The sequence below is a fragment of the Streptomyces sp. NPDC088766 genome, assembly GCF_044750845.1.
Classification (GTDB): Bacteria; Actinomycetota; Actinomycetes; order Streptomycetales; family Streptomycetaceae; genus Streptomyces.
In genome coordinates this window covers 24,395-41,244 of record NZ_JBIVKQ010000017.1, presented here as the reverse complement: position 1 = coordinate 41,244, position 16,850 = coordinate 24,395, and the positions used below count along the sequence as shown (strand labels likewise).

The window sequence follows — 16,850 nt, the reverse complement described above, 5'->3', positions numbered from 1 at the left end:
CTCCATTCGGGCCACGTGCGTGGATTGGCGCGCCGCCCAACTTCTGGCAAGGAGTGCGACTTGTTGGTTCGGCAAGCGCTTTCTGCGATCTCGGGCGTGGCGTACGTCACGCAGCCGCCGGAGGTCGGGAAGGCGGCGAGCGAGGGGGCGGAACGACCTGAGCGCCCCTCGGGTCGCGGGCACCGCGGGGGCGGAACCGACGGTCACCGCCCCCCCGCGTGCCGGCGGGTCCGCTACTGCCCCAGAACCCTCCGCAGGTAGTCGTTCTGGAAGCGCCGGTCGGGATCCAGCCGATCCCGCAGCGCCGTGAACTCGCCGAACCGCGGGTAGACCTCGGCGAAGTACTCCGCGTCCCGCGTGTGGATCTTCCCCCAGTGCGGCCGGCCTCCGTGCGCGGTGAAAATGCGCTCGGCGGCGGTGAAGTACCCCCGGTACGGCGAGCCCTTGGCCATGTGGACGGCGATGTACGCGCTGTCGCGGCCGGAGGCGGTGGACAGGGTGATGTCGTCGGCCGGCGCGGTGCGCACCTCCACGGGGAAGCTGATCCGCAGCGGAGAGCGTTCGATCATGGCCCTCAGCTCGCGCAGCGTCTCGGTCACCGCCTCGCGCGGCACGGCGTACTCCATCTCCACGAACCGGACCCGGCGCGGCGACGTGAAGACCTTGTACGGGATGTCCGTGTAGCTGCGTGCGGAGAGCGCCCTGCTGGACACCTCGGCGATGGCCGGGACGGTGGCCGGCACCGCCCGGCCCACCCACTGGGCCGCCTGGAAGACGCCGTTGGAGAGGAACTCGTCCTCGAACCAGCCGGTCAGTCGCCCCACCGGCCTGCGCGGGCCCGCGCTGCGGTTGTTGCGCTTGGTGTTGGTGTTGCCGGTGTGCGGGAACCAGTAGAACTCGAAGTGCTCGTTCTCGGCCCACAGTTCGTCGAAGTCGGTGAGGACCTTGTCGAACGGCATCGGTTCCTCGCGCGCGGTGAGCAGGAAGACCGGCTCCACGGCGAAGGTGATCGCGGTGACGACGCCGAGGGCGCCGAGGCCGATGCGGGCCGCCGCGAAGACGTCCGGGTTCTCCTTCTCCGAGCAGGTCAGCACCGAGCCGTCGGCCGTGACCAGCTCCAGGCCCCTGATCTGCGCGGCGATGGAGGCCGACTCGCGGCCCGTGCCGTGGGTGCCCGTAGCGGTGGCCCCCGAGACGGTCTGCTCCATGATGTCGCCCATGTTGGTGAGCGACAGCCCCTCGCGCGCCAGCGCCAGGTTGAGTCTCTTGAGCGGGGTGCCCGCCTCGACCGTGACGGTCATCGCTTCGCGATCGATGTCGCGGATACCGGTCAACAGCTGAGGGCGGATCAACACGCCGTCCGTCGCGGCGATCGACGTGAAGGAATGGCCCGTGCCGACCGCCTTGACCGGCAGCCCGTCCTCGGCCGCCCGGCGCACGGCCGCGGCCAGCTCGTCGACGGAGGCGGGCGTGACCTCCCGCGCGGGACGGCAGACGACATTGCCGCCCCAGTTACGCCACGTGCCGCTCTTCCCGCTCGCTGTGCTGCTCAACGGTGCCTCCACGACCCGGCGCCGGCCTGCTGAGCCGACGGTACCCGAGGAAACCGACCGCGACCGCGACGGCCCCGGACACCGCCGGAACCCCGTACCCGGCCCGCGCGCCCGCCGTGTCGATGACCCAGCCGGCGATCGAGGAGCCCAGCGCGACCCCGACCGCAAGCCCGGTACTCACCCAGGTCATGCCCTCGGTCAGCTGCGCGCGTGGTACGTGCTCTTCGATGAGGGACATCGTCGTGATCATCGTGGGAGCGATGGCGAGGCCCGCGACGAAGAGCGCCACGGCCAGAAACGGCAAGTTCCCGACCAGTAGGAGGGGGATCATACTCACGCCCATCATGAACACGCCCAGCAACCAGCGCCTCTCCGGGGCTCCCTGGGGATGCAGCAGACCGAAGACCAGGCCCGCCGCACAGGAACCGGCCGCGTACAGCGCCAGGACGATGCTCGCGGCGGCCTTGTGCCCCTGCTCGTCGGCGAACGCGACGGTGACCACGTCGACCGCCCCGAAGATCGTCCCCGTCGCCACGAACGTCGCCACCAGCACCTGCAGGCCGGGCGAGCGCATCGCCGTACCGCCGCCCTTGTGCTCGCGCGGGTGGGGCTCGGGCTCGGTGGCCCGTTGCGCGGTCAGCCAGAAGACGCCGACGGCGAGGAAGCAGGCCGCCAGCAGCGGGCCGGCCTCCGGGAACCAGGCCGTGGACAGGCCGATGGAGATGATCGGGCCGAAGATGAAGCAGACCTCGTCCACCACGGACTCGAAGGAGTACGCGGTGTGCAGCTGCGGGGTGCCCCGGTACAGGGCCGCCCAGCGGGCCCGGATCATCGCGCCGAGAGAGGGCACCGCACCGATCGCGGCGGCGCACGCGAACAGCACCCAGTCCGGCCATGCGAAGTGCGCCGCCAGCAGCAGCCCCGCCGCGGCGGCGAGCGCGACCAGCGTGGCGGGCCGCAGCACCTTGCGCTGCCCGTGCCGGTCCACCAGGCGCGAGATCTGCGGCCCGATCGCCGCCGCCGACAGCGCGATGGTCGCCGAGAGGGCGCCCGCGAGGCCGTAGCGCCCGGTGAGCTGGGAGACCATCGTGACCACGCCGATGCCCATCATCGACAGCGGCATCCGGCCGAGGAACCCCGCGGCGGAGAAACCCCTCGAGCCTGGGGCGGCGAACAGGGCGCGGTAGGAGCTGGGCACGGAGGTCTCCGTCGGGTCCGGTCACGCGTGCGTGGCGGCTCGGCACGGCGCGAGGAAAGGTGGTGCTGCGGGGCTCGGCAGGACATGCGGGAGTGCGCTGCCCGCCCGGTAAGGCGCGTATGCAGCTGATACAGCTTACGAGTTAGGTAACCCTAACGCACCCCCGCGCGCGTTCCTCCGCCGGGGAGCCGCCCGCCACGGCACCCGGAGTCTCCGGGCCGCCGGCGGCGGATGGCAGGATCGAGACATGCCAGACGCGCTCGATGCCACCCCCTACGACGCCCTGCTCCTGCTCTCCTTCGGCGGACCTGAAGGCCCGGACGACGTGGTCCCGTTCCTGGAGAACGTGACACGCGGGCGCGGCATCCCCAAGGAACGCCTCAAGGAAGTCGGCCGGCACTACTTCCTGTTCGGCGGGGTCAGCCCCATCAACGACCAGAACCGCACCCTGCTGGACGCCCTGCGCCGGGACTTCGCGGACCACGGACTCGACCTGCCGGTCTACTGGGGCAACCGCAACTGGGCCCCGTACCTCACGGACACGCTGCGCGAGATGGTCGCCGACGGCCGCCGCCGCTTCCTCGTCCTCGCCACCAGCGCCTACGCCTCGTACTCGGGCTGCCGCCAGTACCGCGAGAACCTCGCCGACGCGCTGGCCACGCTGGAGGCCGAGGGCCTGGAGCTCCCGAAGATCGACAAGCTGCGGCACTACTTCAACCACCCGGGCTTCGTGGAGCCCATGGTCGACGGCGTGGTCCGGTCCCTCGCCGACCTCCCCCAGGACGTCCGCCACGGCGCCCACATCGCTTTCACGACCCACTCCATCCCGACGGCCGCCGCCGACACCTCCGGCCCCGAGGAGGGCCACGGCGACGGCGGTGCGTACGTCGCGCAGCACCTGGACGTGGCCCGGCTCGTCGCCGACGCCGTCCGTGAGCGCACCGGCGTCGACCACCCCTGGCAGCTCGTCTACCAGTCCCGCTCCGGCGCCCCCCACATCCCATGGCTGGAGCCCGACATCTGCGACCACCTGGAGGAGCGGCACGCCGCCGGGGCACCGGCCGTCGTGATGGCCCCCATCGGCTTCGTCTCCGACCACATGGAGGTCCTGTACGACCTCGACACCGAGGCCACGGCCAAGGCCGGGGAACTGGGCCTGCCGGTGCGCCGCTCGGCCACCGTCGGCGCCGATCCGCGCTTCGCCGCCGCCGTCCGCGACCTCGTCCTGGAGCGCGCCGCGGCCGAGAGCGGCCGGGACGTCACCCCGTGCGCCCTGGGCGCCCTCGGGGCGAGCCACGACGTCTGCCCCGTCGGCTGCTGCCCGTCCCGCGCCCCCAGGCCCGCCGCGGCGGGCGCCGACAGCCCGTACGCGTGAGGAGCGCCGTGACCGACCCCCTGCACCGGGAACTGCTCGAACTCGCGGAGGAGGCCGCCCGCCGGGCCGGTGAGCTGCTGAGGGACGGCCGGCCGGCCGACCTCGCGGTCGCCGCCACCAAGTCGAGCCCCATCGACGTCGTCACCGAGATGGACATCGCGGCCGAGAAGCTGATCACCGACCTGATCTCCGGACACCGCTCCGACGACGGCTTCCTCGGCGAGGAGGGTGCCTCCAGCGAGGGCAGCAGCGGCATCCGCTGGGTGATCGACCCCCTCGACGGCACCGTGAACTACCTGTACGGCCTGCCCACCTGGGCCGTCTCCATCGCCGCCGAACAGGACGGCGAGACCGTCGCAGGCGTCGTGGCGATCCCGATGCGCGGCGAGACCTACCGTGCGGTGCGCGGAGGCGGCGCGTGGGCGACCGGAGCCTGGGAGGGCGAACGCCGCATCGCCTGCCGGCCGCCGGCCCCGCTCGAACAGGCGCTGGTCTCCACCGGCTTCAACTACGTCACCGAGGTCCGCACCCACCAGGCCGACGTCGCCCGGCAGCTGATCCCGCTGCTGCGCGACATCCGGCGCGGCGGCTCCGCGGCCGTCGACCTGTGCGACGTGGCCGCCGGCCGGCTCGACGGGTACTACGAGCGCGGTCTGCACCCGTGGGACCTCGCGGCGGGCGACCTGATCGCCCGGGAGGCGGGCGCCCTGACCGGTGGACGCCCCGGAGAGCGCCCCTCGCGCGAGTTGGCGATCGCCGCGACGCCGGGTGTCTTCGAACCTCTCCAGAGGCTCCTGGAGGCTTTCGGCGCCTGGCACGACTGAACGCACGACGACGCGTCCGCGGGGCCGTCCGGCCGCATTCCCGGCCGGACGCCCGACGCGGGCGCACGAAGGGGCCCCGGCGCTGGATTCGCCGGGGCCCCTCCGTCGTGCGTGCGAACTGCTCAGACGCTTGTCGCGCCGACCTGCACACCGTGCTCGGCGGCGAGACGGCGCAGGTCGTCGAGCTCGCCTTGTTCGACCTCCACGAGGAAGTCGTCGCCCTCGCTTCGAGCCCGCGTCAGGTCGGACTCGGTCGCCCTTATGCGCTGCAGAAGTCCTGCGGTGAATGCGTCCATGCTGCGCCCCCTCGTCCTTGGTCGTGGGTCTGTGGCACGGGGGTGTGCCGATTGGGAAGGGGCGATCACGTCTCCAGTAGGTGCCCAGCGCTGCCCGGCCGGGCGGCGACGGTGCCGGACACCCACGCCCACTCTGCGGAAAGCGGATCGCGGAGTGCCGCATGGTGCTGCGGCACATGCAGAGCGTGATCGCGGGGTGTAAAGCCGTCCTCCCCCCGCTCCCTCCCGCAGAAACCTGAACCCGGCGAGAAAATCCGGCATTCCCGGGCTTCACACCTGCCCCTCATGGCCCCGCACCCGCCTTACCGCCGACTTATGGCCGAAAAGGGCAGGATGGAAGCCCACACTCACCGGACCCCCTGCCCGCGTGCGCCCACAACGCGCTACGCGGGTGGACACAGGAAGGACAAGCGACGTGCGCGTACTCGTCGTCGAGGACGAGCAGCTGCTCGCCGATGCGGTGGCCACCGGACTGCGCCGGGAGGCCATGGCCGTCGACGTCGTGTACGACGGTGCGGCCGCCCTGGAGCGCATCGGCGTCAACGACTACGACGTGGTCGTCCTCGACCGTGACCTCCCGCTCGTGCACGGCGACGACGTCTGCCGGAAGATCGTGGAGCTGGGCATGCCCACCCGCGTGCTCATGCTCACGGCCTCCGGTGACGTCAGCGATCGCGTCGAGGGCCTGGAGATCGGCGCCGACGACTACCTCCCGAAGCCCTTCGCCTTCAGCGAGCTGATCGCACGCGTGCGGGCCCTGGGCCGGCGCACCAGCCTGCCGCTGCCGCCCGTGCTGGAGCGCGCGGGCATCAAGCTCGACCCGAACCGCCGCGAGGTCTTCCGGGACGGCAAGGAGGTGCAGCTCGCCCCCAAGGAGTTCGCCGTCCTGGAGGTGCTGATGCGCAGCGAGGGCGCCGTCGTCTCCGCGGAGCAGCTCCTGGAGAAGGCCTGGGACGAGAACACGGACCCCTTCACCAACGTCGTGCGCGTGACCGTCATGACCCTGCGTCGCAAGCTCGGTGAACCGCCGGTGATCGTCACCGTCCCCGGCTCCGGCTACCGGATCTGATCCCATGGCCACGACTCCGGCGCATCCCCAGGCGCCCCCGAAGCCCACCTGGGACCCCAGGAGGCCGCAGGCGCCCTTCCCCTGGCTGCGCCCGACCATCCGGATACGGCTCACGCTGCTCTACGGCGGGATGTTCCTGATCGCCGGCATCCTGCTGCTGTCGATCATCTACCTGCTGGCGGCGAACGCGCTCAACGTGGGCAGCGAGCTGCCCTTCAAGATCCTCACCGGCCAGGTCGCCAGCGACATCTGCAACTTCCCCAACCAGCCGACCGCCAGCGAACTCAACCGCGCGATGAACGAGTGCGCCAACCAGCAGCGCCAGCACGCCCTGGACGATCTGCTCAGCCGCTCGCTGCTGGCCCTCCTCGGACTCGCGGTGATCGCCTTCGCGTTCGGCTACGCCATGGCCGGCCGGGTGCTGGCCCCGCTCGGCCGGATCCTGCGCACCGCGCGCTCCGTGGCGGGCTCGGACCTCTCCCGCCGTATCGAGCTGGACGGGCCGGACGACGAGCTGAAGGAGCTGGCCGACACCTTCGACGACATGCTGGAGCGGCTGCAGCGGGCCTTCACCGCCCAGCAGCGTTTCGTGGGCAACGCCTCGCACGAGCTGAGAACGCCGCTCGCCATCAACCGCACGCTCCTCGAGGTCCACCTCTCCGACCCGAACGCGCCGGTGGAACTCCAGCAGCTCGGCAAGACGCTGCTGGCCACCAACGAGCGCAGCGAGCAGCTCGTGGAGGGTCTGCTGCTGCTCGCCCGCAGCGACAACCAGATCGTCGAGCGCAAACCGGTCGACCTCGCCGAGGTCGCCGGGCAGGCCATCGACCAGGTGCACGGCGAGGCGGAGGCGAAGGGCGTACGGATCCGCGGGAAGCGGGACTCCGCGGTCGTTCAGGGCAATGGCGTACTGCTGGAGCGGATCGCGCTTAACCTGGTGCAGAACGCCGTGCGCTACAACGTCCCCGAAGACGGCTGGGTCGAGGTGACCACCGAGGTCCTGCACGGCCAGGCGGTGCTCGTCGTGTCCAACACGGGCCCGGTGGTCCCCGCCTACGAGATCGACAATCTTTTCGAGCCCTTCCGGCGGCTGCGCACGGAGCGTACGGGCAGCGACAAGGGCGTCGGGCTCGGCCTGTCGATCGCGCGCTCCGTGGCACGGGCGCACGGCGGCCATATCGCGGCCCAGCCGCGCGAGGGAGGAGGGCTCGTGATGCGAGTCAGTCTGCCGCTGTGAGACCAGGCCGCGACACACATGGGCTTGTTCGCTTTGCGCGGAATTTTTTGGGCCCCGATCAGGCTTTCCCATGTGTGATCGATCACAAGGACGATTTTCCGGTCATCTACTCTCCGTGATCATGGATGCTGTCGGAAAGCCCGGAAAATCCGGGTTTTCAGGGGTCCTGATCACGGGAAGTACACGGTGAGGCGCCTTTGTGGTGCGGCATTCGGACCGTGTACGGTCCCGATCGCCATCCAAGCCGATCACTCGTGAGGAGTCCGGTTGGGTGTCGATTGAGTAACAGACCTTGATGTGAGGCAAAATCTCCGCCTCGAGGCGGGCACAAGTCCGGCCTCTCACGCGTTACGTGCGCTGGAGACACCGCAGACACCCAGAGGGGGAGAGGCGAAATGGCAACCGATTACGACACCCCACGCAAGACCGACGACGACGTTGACTCCGACAGCCTTGAAGAACTGAAGGCCCGGCGGAACGACAAGTCCGCCTCCGCGGTCGACGTCGACGAGTTCGAGGCCGCGGAAGGCCTCGAACTGCCCGGTGCAGACCTCTCCAACGAGGAGCTGGCTGTCCGGGTACTGCCCAAGCAGCAGGACGAGTTCACTTGCATGAGCTGCTTCCTGGTGCACCACCGCAGCCAGCTGGCCCGCGAGAAGAACGGCCAGCCGATCTGCCGCGACTGCGACTGAGGGCGGGTCGGCCGTGACTGGCTCGACCCCTCCTCGGAAGCGCCGCTTCCCTCTGTCGGGAGCGGACAAGGGGCCGTCCGGCGGCCCTCACGGCGTGCGTGACGACGAGCGAGGCCCGTCCGGCAAGGGAGTTCTCCCTGCGGGACCGGCCTCGCTCGATGCGGCGGGCGGCCGGGGTGATCTCCCGGCGCCGGCCCAGGGCGCCGCGCCCGTCGCCCGGCGACGGGCTGCGGCGATCCGGCACAAGGCGGTGGACCTGGCCAGGGAAGGCGCCCGCAGGGGCGGCGACCGCGCCAGGGCGGGCATCGCCCATCTCGCCGACCGGATCATCGAGATGGCCCCGCGGATCCCCGTACGGGATCTTCGGACGCTGCGCCGGCAGTTCCCCGGACTCGGGCCGGAGCAGATCGCCGACAAGCTCGTGGCGGGCGCGGCGAAGGCCACGTCCACCGTGGGCGCCGGTGTCGGCGCGGCGGCCATGCTCCCCGTACCGCCGGCGATGCCGGCCGAGATCGCCGCGGAGATCAGCGGCGTGGCGGCGATCGAGCTGAAGCTGATCGCCGAACTGCACGAGGTCTACGGGGTGCGCCCCGCCGGGAACCTCGTGGACCGCAGCACCGCGTATCTGCGTTCCTGGTCGGGCGAGCGCGGTGTGGACGTGCTCAAGCCCAGCTCGTTCAACTCGGCGCTCGGCGGTCACATGAGGCGCGAGCTGCGGCAGCAGGTAATGAAACGCACGGTCCGCAACCTGCCGAACCTCATGCCCTTCCTGGTGGGTGCCGCCGTGGGCGCGCTCATGAACCGCCGGGACACCAAGAAACTGGCCGCCAAGGTCCGGGCCGACCTGCGCAGGATGCAGGTGCCGTGGGACGTGCTGCCCGACCTGCCGTCTCTGGAGCAGCCGGAGAACCCGCTCCCGCTCGTGGACAGACCCGGGGAGCTCGGCGCCTGAGCGAAGTCTTTGCGCGGCGGAGGCGAAACCTTTGCCCGCGCCGCGGCCTCCCGCCCGCCGGGCCCGGCGGCCTCACAGGTCGACACACCTAAACCGCCGGTTGCCGTGCCGCGCGCAGTGCCTCGGCCAGCCGCTGCGGGTCACGGGTCGACAGGTACAGGTAGGGCGTCGGGTCGGCCGGGTCGGTGACCTCCACGCGCAGGGCCGTGGGGATGTAGGCGCGCAGCAGCAGGAACGCCCGGGTGTCCGCCTTGTACGTGCGCCAGGCCCGTGCTTCCTCCGCGTCCAGCACCTGCGCCTCGCCCAGCGCCGCGACCGGGATCTTCGCCTCGCCCGCGATCAGGGAGTCACCCACCACGCGGATGCGGAGCGAGCCGTACGAACTGGCCGCGACGGCGGCGACCGCGGTGCCGCCGGCCAGGCCGCCGAGCAGCGGCAGGGTGCCGAACGGCAGCAGGATCAGGGCGAGGGCGACGCCCACCAGGAACGAGATGGCCCACCAGGAGCGGGGGGCGGTGAGGCGTTCGTCGTACGGGGTGGCGGAGAGCTGCATGAACCAAGCTTGGCACGGTGTCCGGTCCGTGCCCGGCCCAGGGTGGCGGCGTGCGACGGGAGGGACGAGGGGGTCGGTGAGTGGTGCTGTCGGTCGGGGTGGTGGTGGGTGGCGGCAGGGATGAGGGGGTCGGTGAGTGGTGCTGTCGGTCGGGGTGGTGGTGGGTGGCGGGAGGGCGGGTAAGGTCTGCGGCTGTGAGTGGTACTTCCGCAGCTCTTGAGCCTCCGGCCGATGCCGTGAAGCCGGTCCGGCACCCCGACGCGCCCGCGCCCGGCGAGCTTCTCGGCGCACACTACGAACAGTGTTTCGGATGTGGCGGCGGGCAGTCGCACGGGCTGCACCTGGAGGCGCGGGCCGGTGAGGGAGTGACCGTCACCGCGGAGTTCACCGTGCAGCCCGCTCATCAGGGTGCACCGGGTCTGGCGCACGGCGGGGTGCTGGCCACCGCCCTCGACGAGACGCTCGGTTCGTTGAACTGGCTGCTGCGGACGATCGCCGTGACCGGGCGGCTGGAGACCGACTTCGTGCGGCCCGTCCCCGTCGGTACGACGTTGTACCTGGAGGCCGAGGTGACGGCCGTGGCCGGACGGAAGATCTACTCCACGGCCACCGGCCGTATCGGCGGCCCCGAAGGGCCCGTCGCCGTCCGTGCCGACGCGCTCTTCGTCGAGGTCCAGGTCAAGCACTTCGTCCAGCACGGCCGCCGGGAGGAGATCGACGCCGCCATGAGCGATCCGGACCAGCTCCGGCGCAGCCGCGCCTTCGAGGTGAACCCGTGACCCGTGAACCCGTGCCCGTGCTGATCCGGCGCGTCGATCCCGACGTACCGCTTCCGGCATACGCGCATCCCGGTGACGCGGGGGCCGACCTGCGGACCACCGAGAGCCGCGAACTGGCGCCGGGGGAGCGGGCCGTACTGTCCACGGGGGTGTCCATCGCGCTGCCCGAGGGGTACGCGGCCTTCGTGCACCCCCGGTCGGGGCTCGCCGCCCGATGCGGCGTCGCTCTCGTGAATGCCCCGGGGACGGTTGATGCCGGGTACCGTGGGGAGATCAAGGTGATCGTGGTGAATCTCGACCCGCGCGAGTCCGTGCGGTTCGAGCGCTTCGACCGGATTGCCCAACTGGTTGTCCAGCAGGTCGAGAGGGTCCGCTTCCAGGAGGTCGCGGAACTTCCCGACTCGGCGCGGGCCGAGGGGGGCTTCGGGTCCACCGGTGGCCACGCCGCCGTGGACGGCGGAAGTGGCACAGACGGTCAGGCCGCCGTGGGCGGCGCGACGGGTGGGAATCGATACGCTTCGGTCGTATCCGACCGGGAAGGACAGTGACGTGTTCGGACGTCGCAAGAAGAAGGGTGCCGCCGAGGACGCGGCCGGCGAGGCCGAGCAGGTCGTCGACAGTGTCGACACTGAGGCGGACGAGGCTGAGGGCGGGCGCGAGCGTGTGAGGCTGGAGCCGGAGCCGAGGCCCGACGGTCCCTGGGACAGCTCGGAGGTGCGCGACCCCGCCGAGGGCCGCGTGGACCTGGGCGGCCTCTTCGTGCCCGGAGTCGACGGCATGGAGCTGCGGGTGGAGGTCGCGGGCGACGCGATCGTCGCGGCGACCGTCGTCCTGCGCGACAGTGCCATCCAGCTCCAGGCCTTCGCCGCCCCCAAGCGTGAGGGCATCTGGGGCGAGGTGCGCGAGGAGATCGCCTCCGGCATCACCCAGCAGGGCGGCATCATCGACGAGGTCGAAGGCCCGCTGGGCTGGGAGCTGCGGGCGCAGGTGCCGGTGCAGCTGCCGGACGGCACGAGCGGTTTCCACGTCGTGCGGTTCGTCGGTGTGGACGGTCCCCGCTGGTTCCTGCGCGGCGTGATCTCCGGCCAGGGCGCGGTGCAGCCGCAGGCCGCCGGTCTGCTGGAGCAGATCTTCCGGGACACGGTCGTGGTCCGCGGCGAGGGCCCGATGGCGCCCCGCGACCCGATCGTCCTGAAGCTGCCCAACGACGCCCAGATGGTTCCGGAGAGCGTCCAGCAGGAGGACGCGGGGTCCCGTTTCTCCGGGGGCATGGGCCAGCTGCAGCGGGGACCCGAGATCACGGAAGTCCGCTAGCAGACGCACCGCGTCACCGGTCGTACGGAACAGGGCCGCATCCTTCCCGGGGTGCGGCCCTGTCCCGTGCGCGCGCACCCTTGACGACTCATTGGTCCGTACCTACGGTCTCCGCTCAACGCCTGGTTCATAAGGGCACTCTGCGTTCATGCATGAGAACGGAGTCGTTGTGCGTAGACCCGCATTCCTCGTGACTGTCACCGCCCTCCTCCTGGGCACCCTCGCCACGCCCGCCGTCACCCGCGCCGAGGCGGCCCCCGCCGCCTTCGCCCACCCCGGCGTCACCGTCTCCCGGGCCCAGCTCGACTTCGCCCGCCGGCAGGTCGACGCCGGCGCCCAGCCGTGGAAGGGCGCCTACGACAAGATGCTCGCGAGCAGGTACGCCGACCTGGACCGGGTCCCCGAGCCGCGCGCGATCGTCGAGTGCGGCTCGTACTCCAACCCCGACAACGGCTGTACGGACGAGCGCGAGGACGCGATCGCCGCCTACACCCAGGCCCTCGCCTGGTACGTCACGCGGGACGAGCGCCACGCGAGGAAGGCGATCGAGCTGATGGACGCCTGGTCCGCGGTGATCAGGGACCACACCAACAGCAACGCACCCCTCCAGACCGGCTGGGTGGGCTCGTCCTGGCCCAAGGCGGCCGAGATCATCAAGTACACGTACTCAGGAACCTGGGCCGGCTCCGGCCGCTTCGCCGCCATGCTGCGCGACGTCTACCTCCCCAAGGTCGTCAACGGCTCCCACTCCAACGGCAACTGGGAACTGTCGATGATGGAGGCCGCCGTCGGCATCTCCGTCTTCCTGGAGGACAGGGCGTCCTACGACAAGGCCATGGCGAGGTTCCGCACCCGCACCGCCGCCTACGTCTACCTCGCCTCCGACGGCACCCTGCCCAAGACTGTGCCGGGCCAGAACCTCGACAGCCGGGAGAAGATCATCGCCTACTGGCAGGGCCAGACCACCTTCGTCGACGGCCTCAGCCAGGAGACCTGCCGCGACTTCACCCACACCGGGTACGGCATCTCGGCGATCTCGCACGTCGCCGAGACCAGCCGCATCCAGGGCCAGGACCTGTACGGCACCGACGTCGGCGAACGGCTGCGGCACGCCCTCGGCCTCCACGCCAAATACCAGCTCGGCACGGCCGCGCCGAGCTGGCTGTGCGGCGGCTCCCTGAAGCCGGGCCTCGGCCCGGTCACCGAGGTCGGCTACAACGCGCTGCACAACCGGCTCGGCATCGCGATGACGAACACCCGGACGCTGACCTTGCAGAACCGGCCGGCGGGCAGCAACAACCTCTTCGTGGCCTGGGAGACGCTCACGCACGGGGACAGCACGGCGTGAGGGCGGCCTCCGCACGGCGTGGTGGACGGCCTCCGCACGGCGCGCGGAACCGGGGCCGCCGGACGTGAACCGATCGGGGGGTCTCATCCGATGTAGCGGTGAGGGGGAACGGAGAGGGAGCGAGGGGAGGACGTATGGCCGGGTCGACCTGCGGAGAGTCCACCGCGTCAGGGTTGCGTCAAGGCGGTCCCGCACCCTCCTCCTCGCCCCCTTTGTCCGTTTCGTTGGTCGTAAGGTCGACGCTGTGCACGCAGGAGACACCGGAAGACAATGAGGCCATGGCACGCGGGAAGCTTCGGATCTACCTCGGCGCGGCACCGGGCGTGGGCAAGACCTACGCGATGCTGTCCGAAGCCCACCGCCGCGTGGAGCGGGGCACGGACTGCGTGGTGGCCTTCGTCGAGCACCACGGCCGGCCGCGCACCGAGGTGATGCTGCACGGCCTGGAGGAGATCACCCGCCGACGGCTGGAGTACCGGGGCGGCGCCTTTTCCGAGATGGACGTGGACGCGGTGCTCGCCCGCAGCCCCCGGGTCGCCCTGGTGGACGAGCTGGCCCACACCAACGTTCCGGGTTCGCGCAACACCAAACGCTGGCAGGACGTGGAGGAACTGCTGGCCGCGGGCGTCGACGTGATCTCCACGGTCAACATCCAGCACCTGGAGTCCCTCGGCGACGTCGTGGAGTCGATCACCGGGGTGCGGCAGCAGGAGACGGTCCCGGACGAGTTCGTGCGCCGCGCCGATCAGATCGAGCTGGTCGACATGTCGCCACAGGCCCTTCGCCGCCGTATGGCGCACGGCAACATCTACTCACCGGACAAGGTCGACGCGGCCCTGTCGAACTACTTCCGGCCGGGCAACCTCACCGCCCTGCGCGAGCTGGCCCTGCTGTGGGTCGCCGACCGGGTCGACGAGTACCTGAAGCAGTACCGCAGCGAGCACCGGGTGTCGGCGATCTGGGGGTCGCGGGAGCGGATCGTGGTCGGGCTGACCGGCGGTCCGGAGGGGCGGACGCTGATCCGGCGCGCGGCCCGGCTCGCGGAGAAGGGCGCCGGAGGAGAGGTGCTGGCCGTCTACATCGCCGGCAGCGACGGCCTGACCTCCGCCTCGCCCAAGGAGCTGGCGGTCCAGCGCACGCTCGTGGAGGACCTCGGCGGCACCTTCCACCACGTCGTCGGCGACGACATCCCGGCCGCGCTGCTCGACTTCGCCCGGGGCGCCAACGCCACCCAGATCGTCCTCGGCTCCTCCCGCCGCAAGGCCTGGCAGTACGTGCTCGGACCCGGCGTCGGTGCCACCGTCGCCCGCGAGTCGGGACCCGACCTCGACGTGCACATCGTCACCCACGAGGAGGCGGCCAAGGGGCGAGGGCTGCCGGTGACCCGGGGTGCCCGGCTCGGGCGGGCCCGGATCATCTGGGGCTGGGCGGTCGGGCTGGCCGGTCCTCCGCTGATGACGGTGCTGCTCAGTGCGGTCCACCTCGGCCTCGCCAACGACATGCTGCTGTTCCTGACGGTGACCGTGGCGGCGGCGCTGCTCGGTGGCCTGCTGCCGGCGCTGGCCTCGGCGGCCCTGGGCTCCCTGCTGCTGAACTACTTCTGCACACCGCCCCTGCACCACTGGACCATCGCCGACCCGAAGAACATCGTCGCCATCGTGATCTTCGTCGGGGTCGCGGTGTCCGTGGCGTCGGTGGTCGACCTGGCCGCCCGGCGCACCCATCAGGCAGCCAGGCTGCGAGCGGAGTCGGAGATCCTCTCCTATCTGGCGGGCAATGTGCTGCGCGGCGAGACCAGTCTGGAGGCGCTGCTCGAACGGGTCCGGGAGACCTTCGGCATGGAGTCCGCGGCCCTGCTGGAACGCGGGGACGACACGGCGCCCTGGATCTGCGCGGGCCGGGCCGGTGCGGGGCGGCCCGTGGGGCGGCCCGAGGACGCCGATGTGGACGTGCCCGTCGGGGACCGTCTGGCGCTGGCGCTCACCGGACGGCTGCTGCCCGCGGAGGACCGGCGGGTGCTGGCCGCCTTCGCCGCGCAGGCGGTCGTCGTACTGGACCGGCGGCGCCTCCAGGAGGAGGCCGACCGAGCCCGCACGCTCGCCGAGGGAAACCGGATCCGCACGGCGCTGCTGGCCGCCGTCAGCCACGACCTGCGCACCCCGCTGGCCGGGATCAAGGCGGCGGTGTCCAGTCTCAGATCCGACGACGTGGCCTGGTCCGAGGAGGACCGGGCGGAGCTGCTCGAGGGCATCGAGGACGGCGCCGACCGGCTCGACCACCTGGTCGGGAACCTCCTGGACATGTCCCGCCTCCAGACCGGCACGGTCACGCCGATCATCCGGGAGACCGACCTGGACGAAGTGGTGCCGATGGCGCTCGGCGGTGTTCCGGAGGACAGCGTGGCGCTGGACGTCCCGGAGACGCTGCCGATGGTCGCCGTGGACGCCGGGCTGCTGGAGCGGTCGGTCGCCAACCTGGTCGAGAACGCGGTGAAGTACAGCGCGGACGGAGTCCCCGTGCTGGTCGCCGCCAGCGCGCTCGCCGACCGGGTCGAGGTCCGGGTCGTGGACCGTGGGCCGGGTGTCCCGGACGAGGCCAAGGAAGGGATCTTCGAACCCTTCCAGCGGTACGGTGACGCTCCGCGCGGGGCAGGGGTGGGCCTGGGCCTCGCGGTCGCGCGCGGCTTCGCCGAGGCGATGGGCGGGACGCTCCACGCCGAGGACACACCGGGCGGGGGACTGACCATGGTGCTCACCGTGCGTGCGGCCGAGGTCCGAGGTCCGGGGCCCGGACCGGCCGGCCCGGCCGGTCCGGGCCCCGGACCTCGCCCCCCTCACCGCCGGCCCCTCCCCGGACCGTCCCGCACCAACCGAAAGGCAGGCGCCATGAGCTCGACCGGGGGCACCGCCCAGAGCCCCACGAGGGTGCTCGTGATCGATGACGAACCCCAGATCGTGCGTGCCCTCGTGATCAACCTCAAGGCCCGCAAGTACGAGGTCGACGCGGCTCATGACGGGACCACCGCCCTCCGGCTCGCCGCCGCCCGCCATCCGGACGTGATCGTGCTCGACCTGGGGCTGCCCGACATGGACGGAGTCGAGGTGATCAGGGGCCTGCGGGGCTGGACCCGGGTGCCGATCCTGGTGCTGTCCGCCCGGCACTCCTCGGACGAGAAGGTCGAGGCACTCGACGCGGGTGCCGACGACTACGTCACCAAGCCCTTCGGCATGGACGAGCTGCTGGCTCGGCTGCGGGCCGCCGTCCGCCGTGCCGAACCCGCGGGCGGAGCAGAGTCGCAGGTCCTGGTCGAGACCGACGGATTCACGGTCGACCTGGGCGCCAAGAAGGTCAACCGGGACGGCAAGGATGTACGGCTCACGCCCACCGAGTGGCATCTGCTGGAGGTGCTGGTGCGCAACACCGGCCGCCTGGTCAGCCAGAAGCAACTGCTCCAGGAGGTGTGGGGCCCGTCGTACGGGACGGAGACGAACTACCTGCGGGTCTACATGGCGCAGCTGCGCAGGAAGCTGGAGGCAGATCCGTCGCACCCCCGGCACTTCATCACGGAGCCGGGGATGGGATACCGGTTCGAGAAGTGAGCCACGGCAGGTCCAGGGGCGGGGCGAGAGGGGGCGGGCGTGCGTGGGCGTAGGCGGGCGC

General features: G+C 71.3%; 15 protein-coding genes. 11 read left to right on the top strand and 4 right to left on the bottom strand.

What is annotated here, in order from left to right:
* Positions 1 to 233: 233 nt before the first annotated feature.
* Positions 234 to 1,553 carry a D-arabinono-1,4-lactone oxidase gene (locus ACIP5W_RS23180; protein ID WP_401476645.1) on the bottom strand — a complete coding sequence of 440 codons (1,320 nt, stop codon included), beginning with the start codon at positions 1,551 to 1,553 and terminating at the stop codon, positions 234 to 236.
* Positions 1,513 to 2,751, bottom strand: coding sequence for an MFS transporter (locus ACIP5W_RS23175; RefSeq protein ID WP_401476642.1), 1,239 nt, complete (start codon positions 2,749 to 2,751; stop codon positions 1,513 to 1,515). Before ACIP5W_RS23175 ends, ACIP5W_RS23180 begins: the two co-directional genes overlap by 41 nt.
* Before the next feature lie 247 nt (positions 2,752 to 2,998).
* Between ACIP5W_RS23175 and ACIP5W_RS23170 the strand changes: the two genes are divergently transcribed.
* Positions 2,999 to 4,126 (top strand): ferrochelatase, encoded by a 1,128-nt coding sequence (locus ACIP5W_RS23170; RefSeq protein WP_401476639.1) that lies wholly within the window; start codon positions 2,999 to 3,001, stop codon positions 4,124 to 4,126.
* A gap of 8 nt (positions 4,127 to 4,134) precedes the next feature.
* Positions 4,135 to 4,950, top strand: a complete 816-nt coding sequence (locus tag ACIP5W_RS23165) for an inositol monophosphatase family protein (RefSeq protein WP_401476636.1) — start codon at positions 4,135 to 4,137, stop codon at positions 4,948 to 4,950.
* Positions 4,951 to 5,072: 122 nt separating this feature from the next.
* Here the strand turns inward: ACIP5W_RS23165 and ACIP5W_RS23160 are convergent, their stop codons facing one another.
* Positions 5,073 to 5,246 carry a hypothetical protein gene (locus ACIP5W_RS23160; protein WP_366061247.1) on the bottom strand — a complete coding sequence of 58 codons (174 nt, stop codon included), beginning with the start codon at positions 5,244 to 5,246 and terminating at the stop codon, positions 5,073 to 5,075.
* Between the two features lie 415 nt (positions 5,247 to 5,661).
* Between ACIP5W_RS23160 and ACIP5W_RS23155 the strand changes: the two genes are divergently transcribed.
* The 4 genes from ACIP5W_RS23155 (at position 5,662) to ACIP5W_RS23140 (ending at position 9,196) form a co-directional block, all read left to right on the top strand.
* On the top strand, positions 5,662 to 6,315 hold the full coding sequence (locus ACIP5W_RS23155) for a response regulator transcription factor (RefSeq protein WP_020125132.1): 654 nt from the start codon (positions 5,662 to 5,664) through the stop codon (positions 6,313 to 6,315).
* 4 nt (positions 6,316 to 6,319) lie between these two features.
* Positions 6,320 to 7,552: a sensor histidine kinase gene (locus ACIP5W_RS23150; RefSeq protein ID WP_401476631.1), complete on the top strand. Its 1,233-nt coding sequence runs from the start codon at positions 6,320 to 6,322 to the stop codon at positions 7,550 to 7,552.
* A 395-nt stretch (positions 7,553 to 7,947) separates the two neighbouring features.
* The gene (locus ACIP5W_RS23145; protein WP_003993510.1) at positions 7,948 to 8,244 is read left to right on the top strand and encodes a DUF4193 domain-containing protein; all 297 of its coding nucleotides are present in this window, start codon (positions 7,948 to 7,950) and stop codon (positions 8,242 to 8,244) included.
* 13 nt (positions 8,245 to 8,257) lie between these two features.
* Positions 8,258 to 9,196: a hypothetical protein gene (locus ACIP5W_RS23140; protein ID WP_401476628.1), complete on the top strand. Its 939-nt coding sequence runs from the start codon at positions 8,258 to 8,260 to the stop codon at positions 9,194 to 9,196.
* Between the two features lie 88 nt (positions 9,197 to 9,284).
* On the opposite strand, the gene ACIP5W_RS23135 is transcribed toward ACIP5W_RS23140, so the two are convergent.
* Complete coding sequence (locus tag ACIP5W_RS23135; RefSeq protein ID WP_401476625.1) at positions 9,285 to 9,749, bottom strand: DUF3093 domain-containing protein; 465 nt, start codon at positions 9,747 to 9,749, stop codon at positions 9,285 to 9,287.
* Positions 9,750 to 9,943: 194 nt separating this feature from the next.
* Here ACIP5W_RS23135 and ACIP5W_RS23130 point away from each other — a divergent pair, with 194 nt between their 5' ends.
* The 5 genes from ACIP5W_RS23130 (at position 9,944) to ACIP5W_RS23110 (ending at position 16,789) form a co-directional block, all read left to right on the top strand.
* Positions 9,944 to 10,528 carry a PaaI family thioesterase gene (locus ACIP5W_RS23130; RefSeq protein WP_401476622.1) on the top strand — a complete coding sequence of 195 codons (585 nt, stop codon included), beginning with the start codon at positions 9,944 to 9,946 and terminating at the stop codon, positions 10,526 to 10,528.
* The gene (dut, locus tag ACIP5W_RS23125; RefSeq protein ID WP_401476619.1) at positions 10,525 to 11,076 is read left to right on the top strand and encodes a dUTP diphosphatase; all 552 of its coding nucleotides are present in this window, start codon (positions 10,525 to 10,527) and stop codon (positions 11,074 to 11,076) included. The genes ACIP5W_RS23130 and dut overlap by 4 nt, the downstream gene beginning before the upstream one ends.
* A gap of 1 nt (position 11,077) precedes the next feature.
* Positions 11,078 to 11,842 (top strand): DUF3710 domain-containing protein, encoded by a 765-nt coding sequence (locus ACIP5W_RS23120; protein ID WP_366062557.1) that lies wholly within the window; start codon positions 11,078 to 11,080, stop codon positions 11,840 to 11,842.
* A gap of 148 nt (positions 11,843 to 11,990) precedes the next feature.
* Positions 11,991 to 13,190, top strand: a complete 1,200-nt coding sequence (locus ACIP5W_RS23115) for an alginate lyase family protein (RefSeq protein ID WP_401476615.1) — start codon at positions 11,991 to 11,993, stop codon at positions 13,188 to 13,190.
* 278 nt (positions 13,191 to 13,468) lie between these two features.
* Positions 13,469 to 16,789, top strand: coding sequence for a response regulator (locus tag ACIP5W_RS23110; protein WP_401476612.1), 3,321 nt, complete (start codon positions 13,469 to 13,471; stop codon positions 16,787 to 16,789).
* Positions 16,790 to 16,850 lie beyond the last annotated feature (61 nt).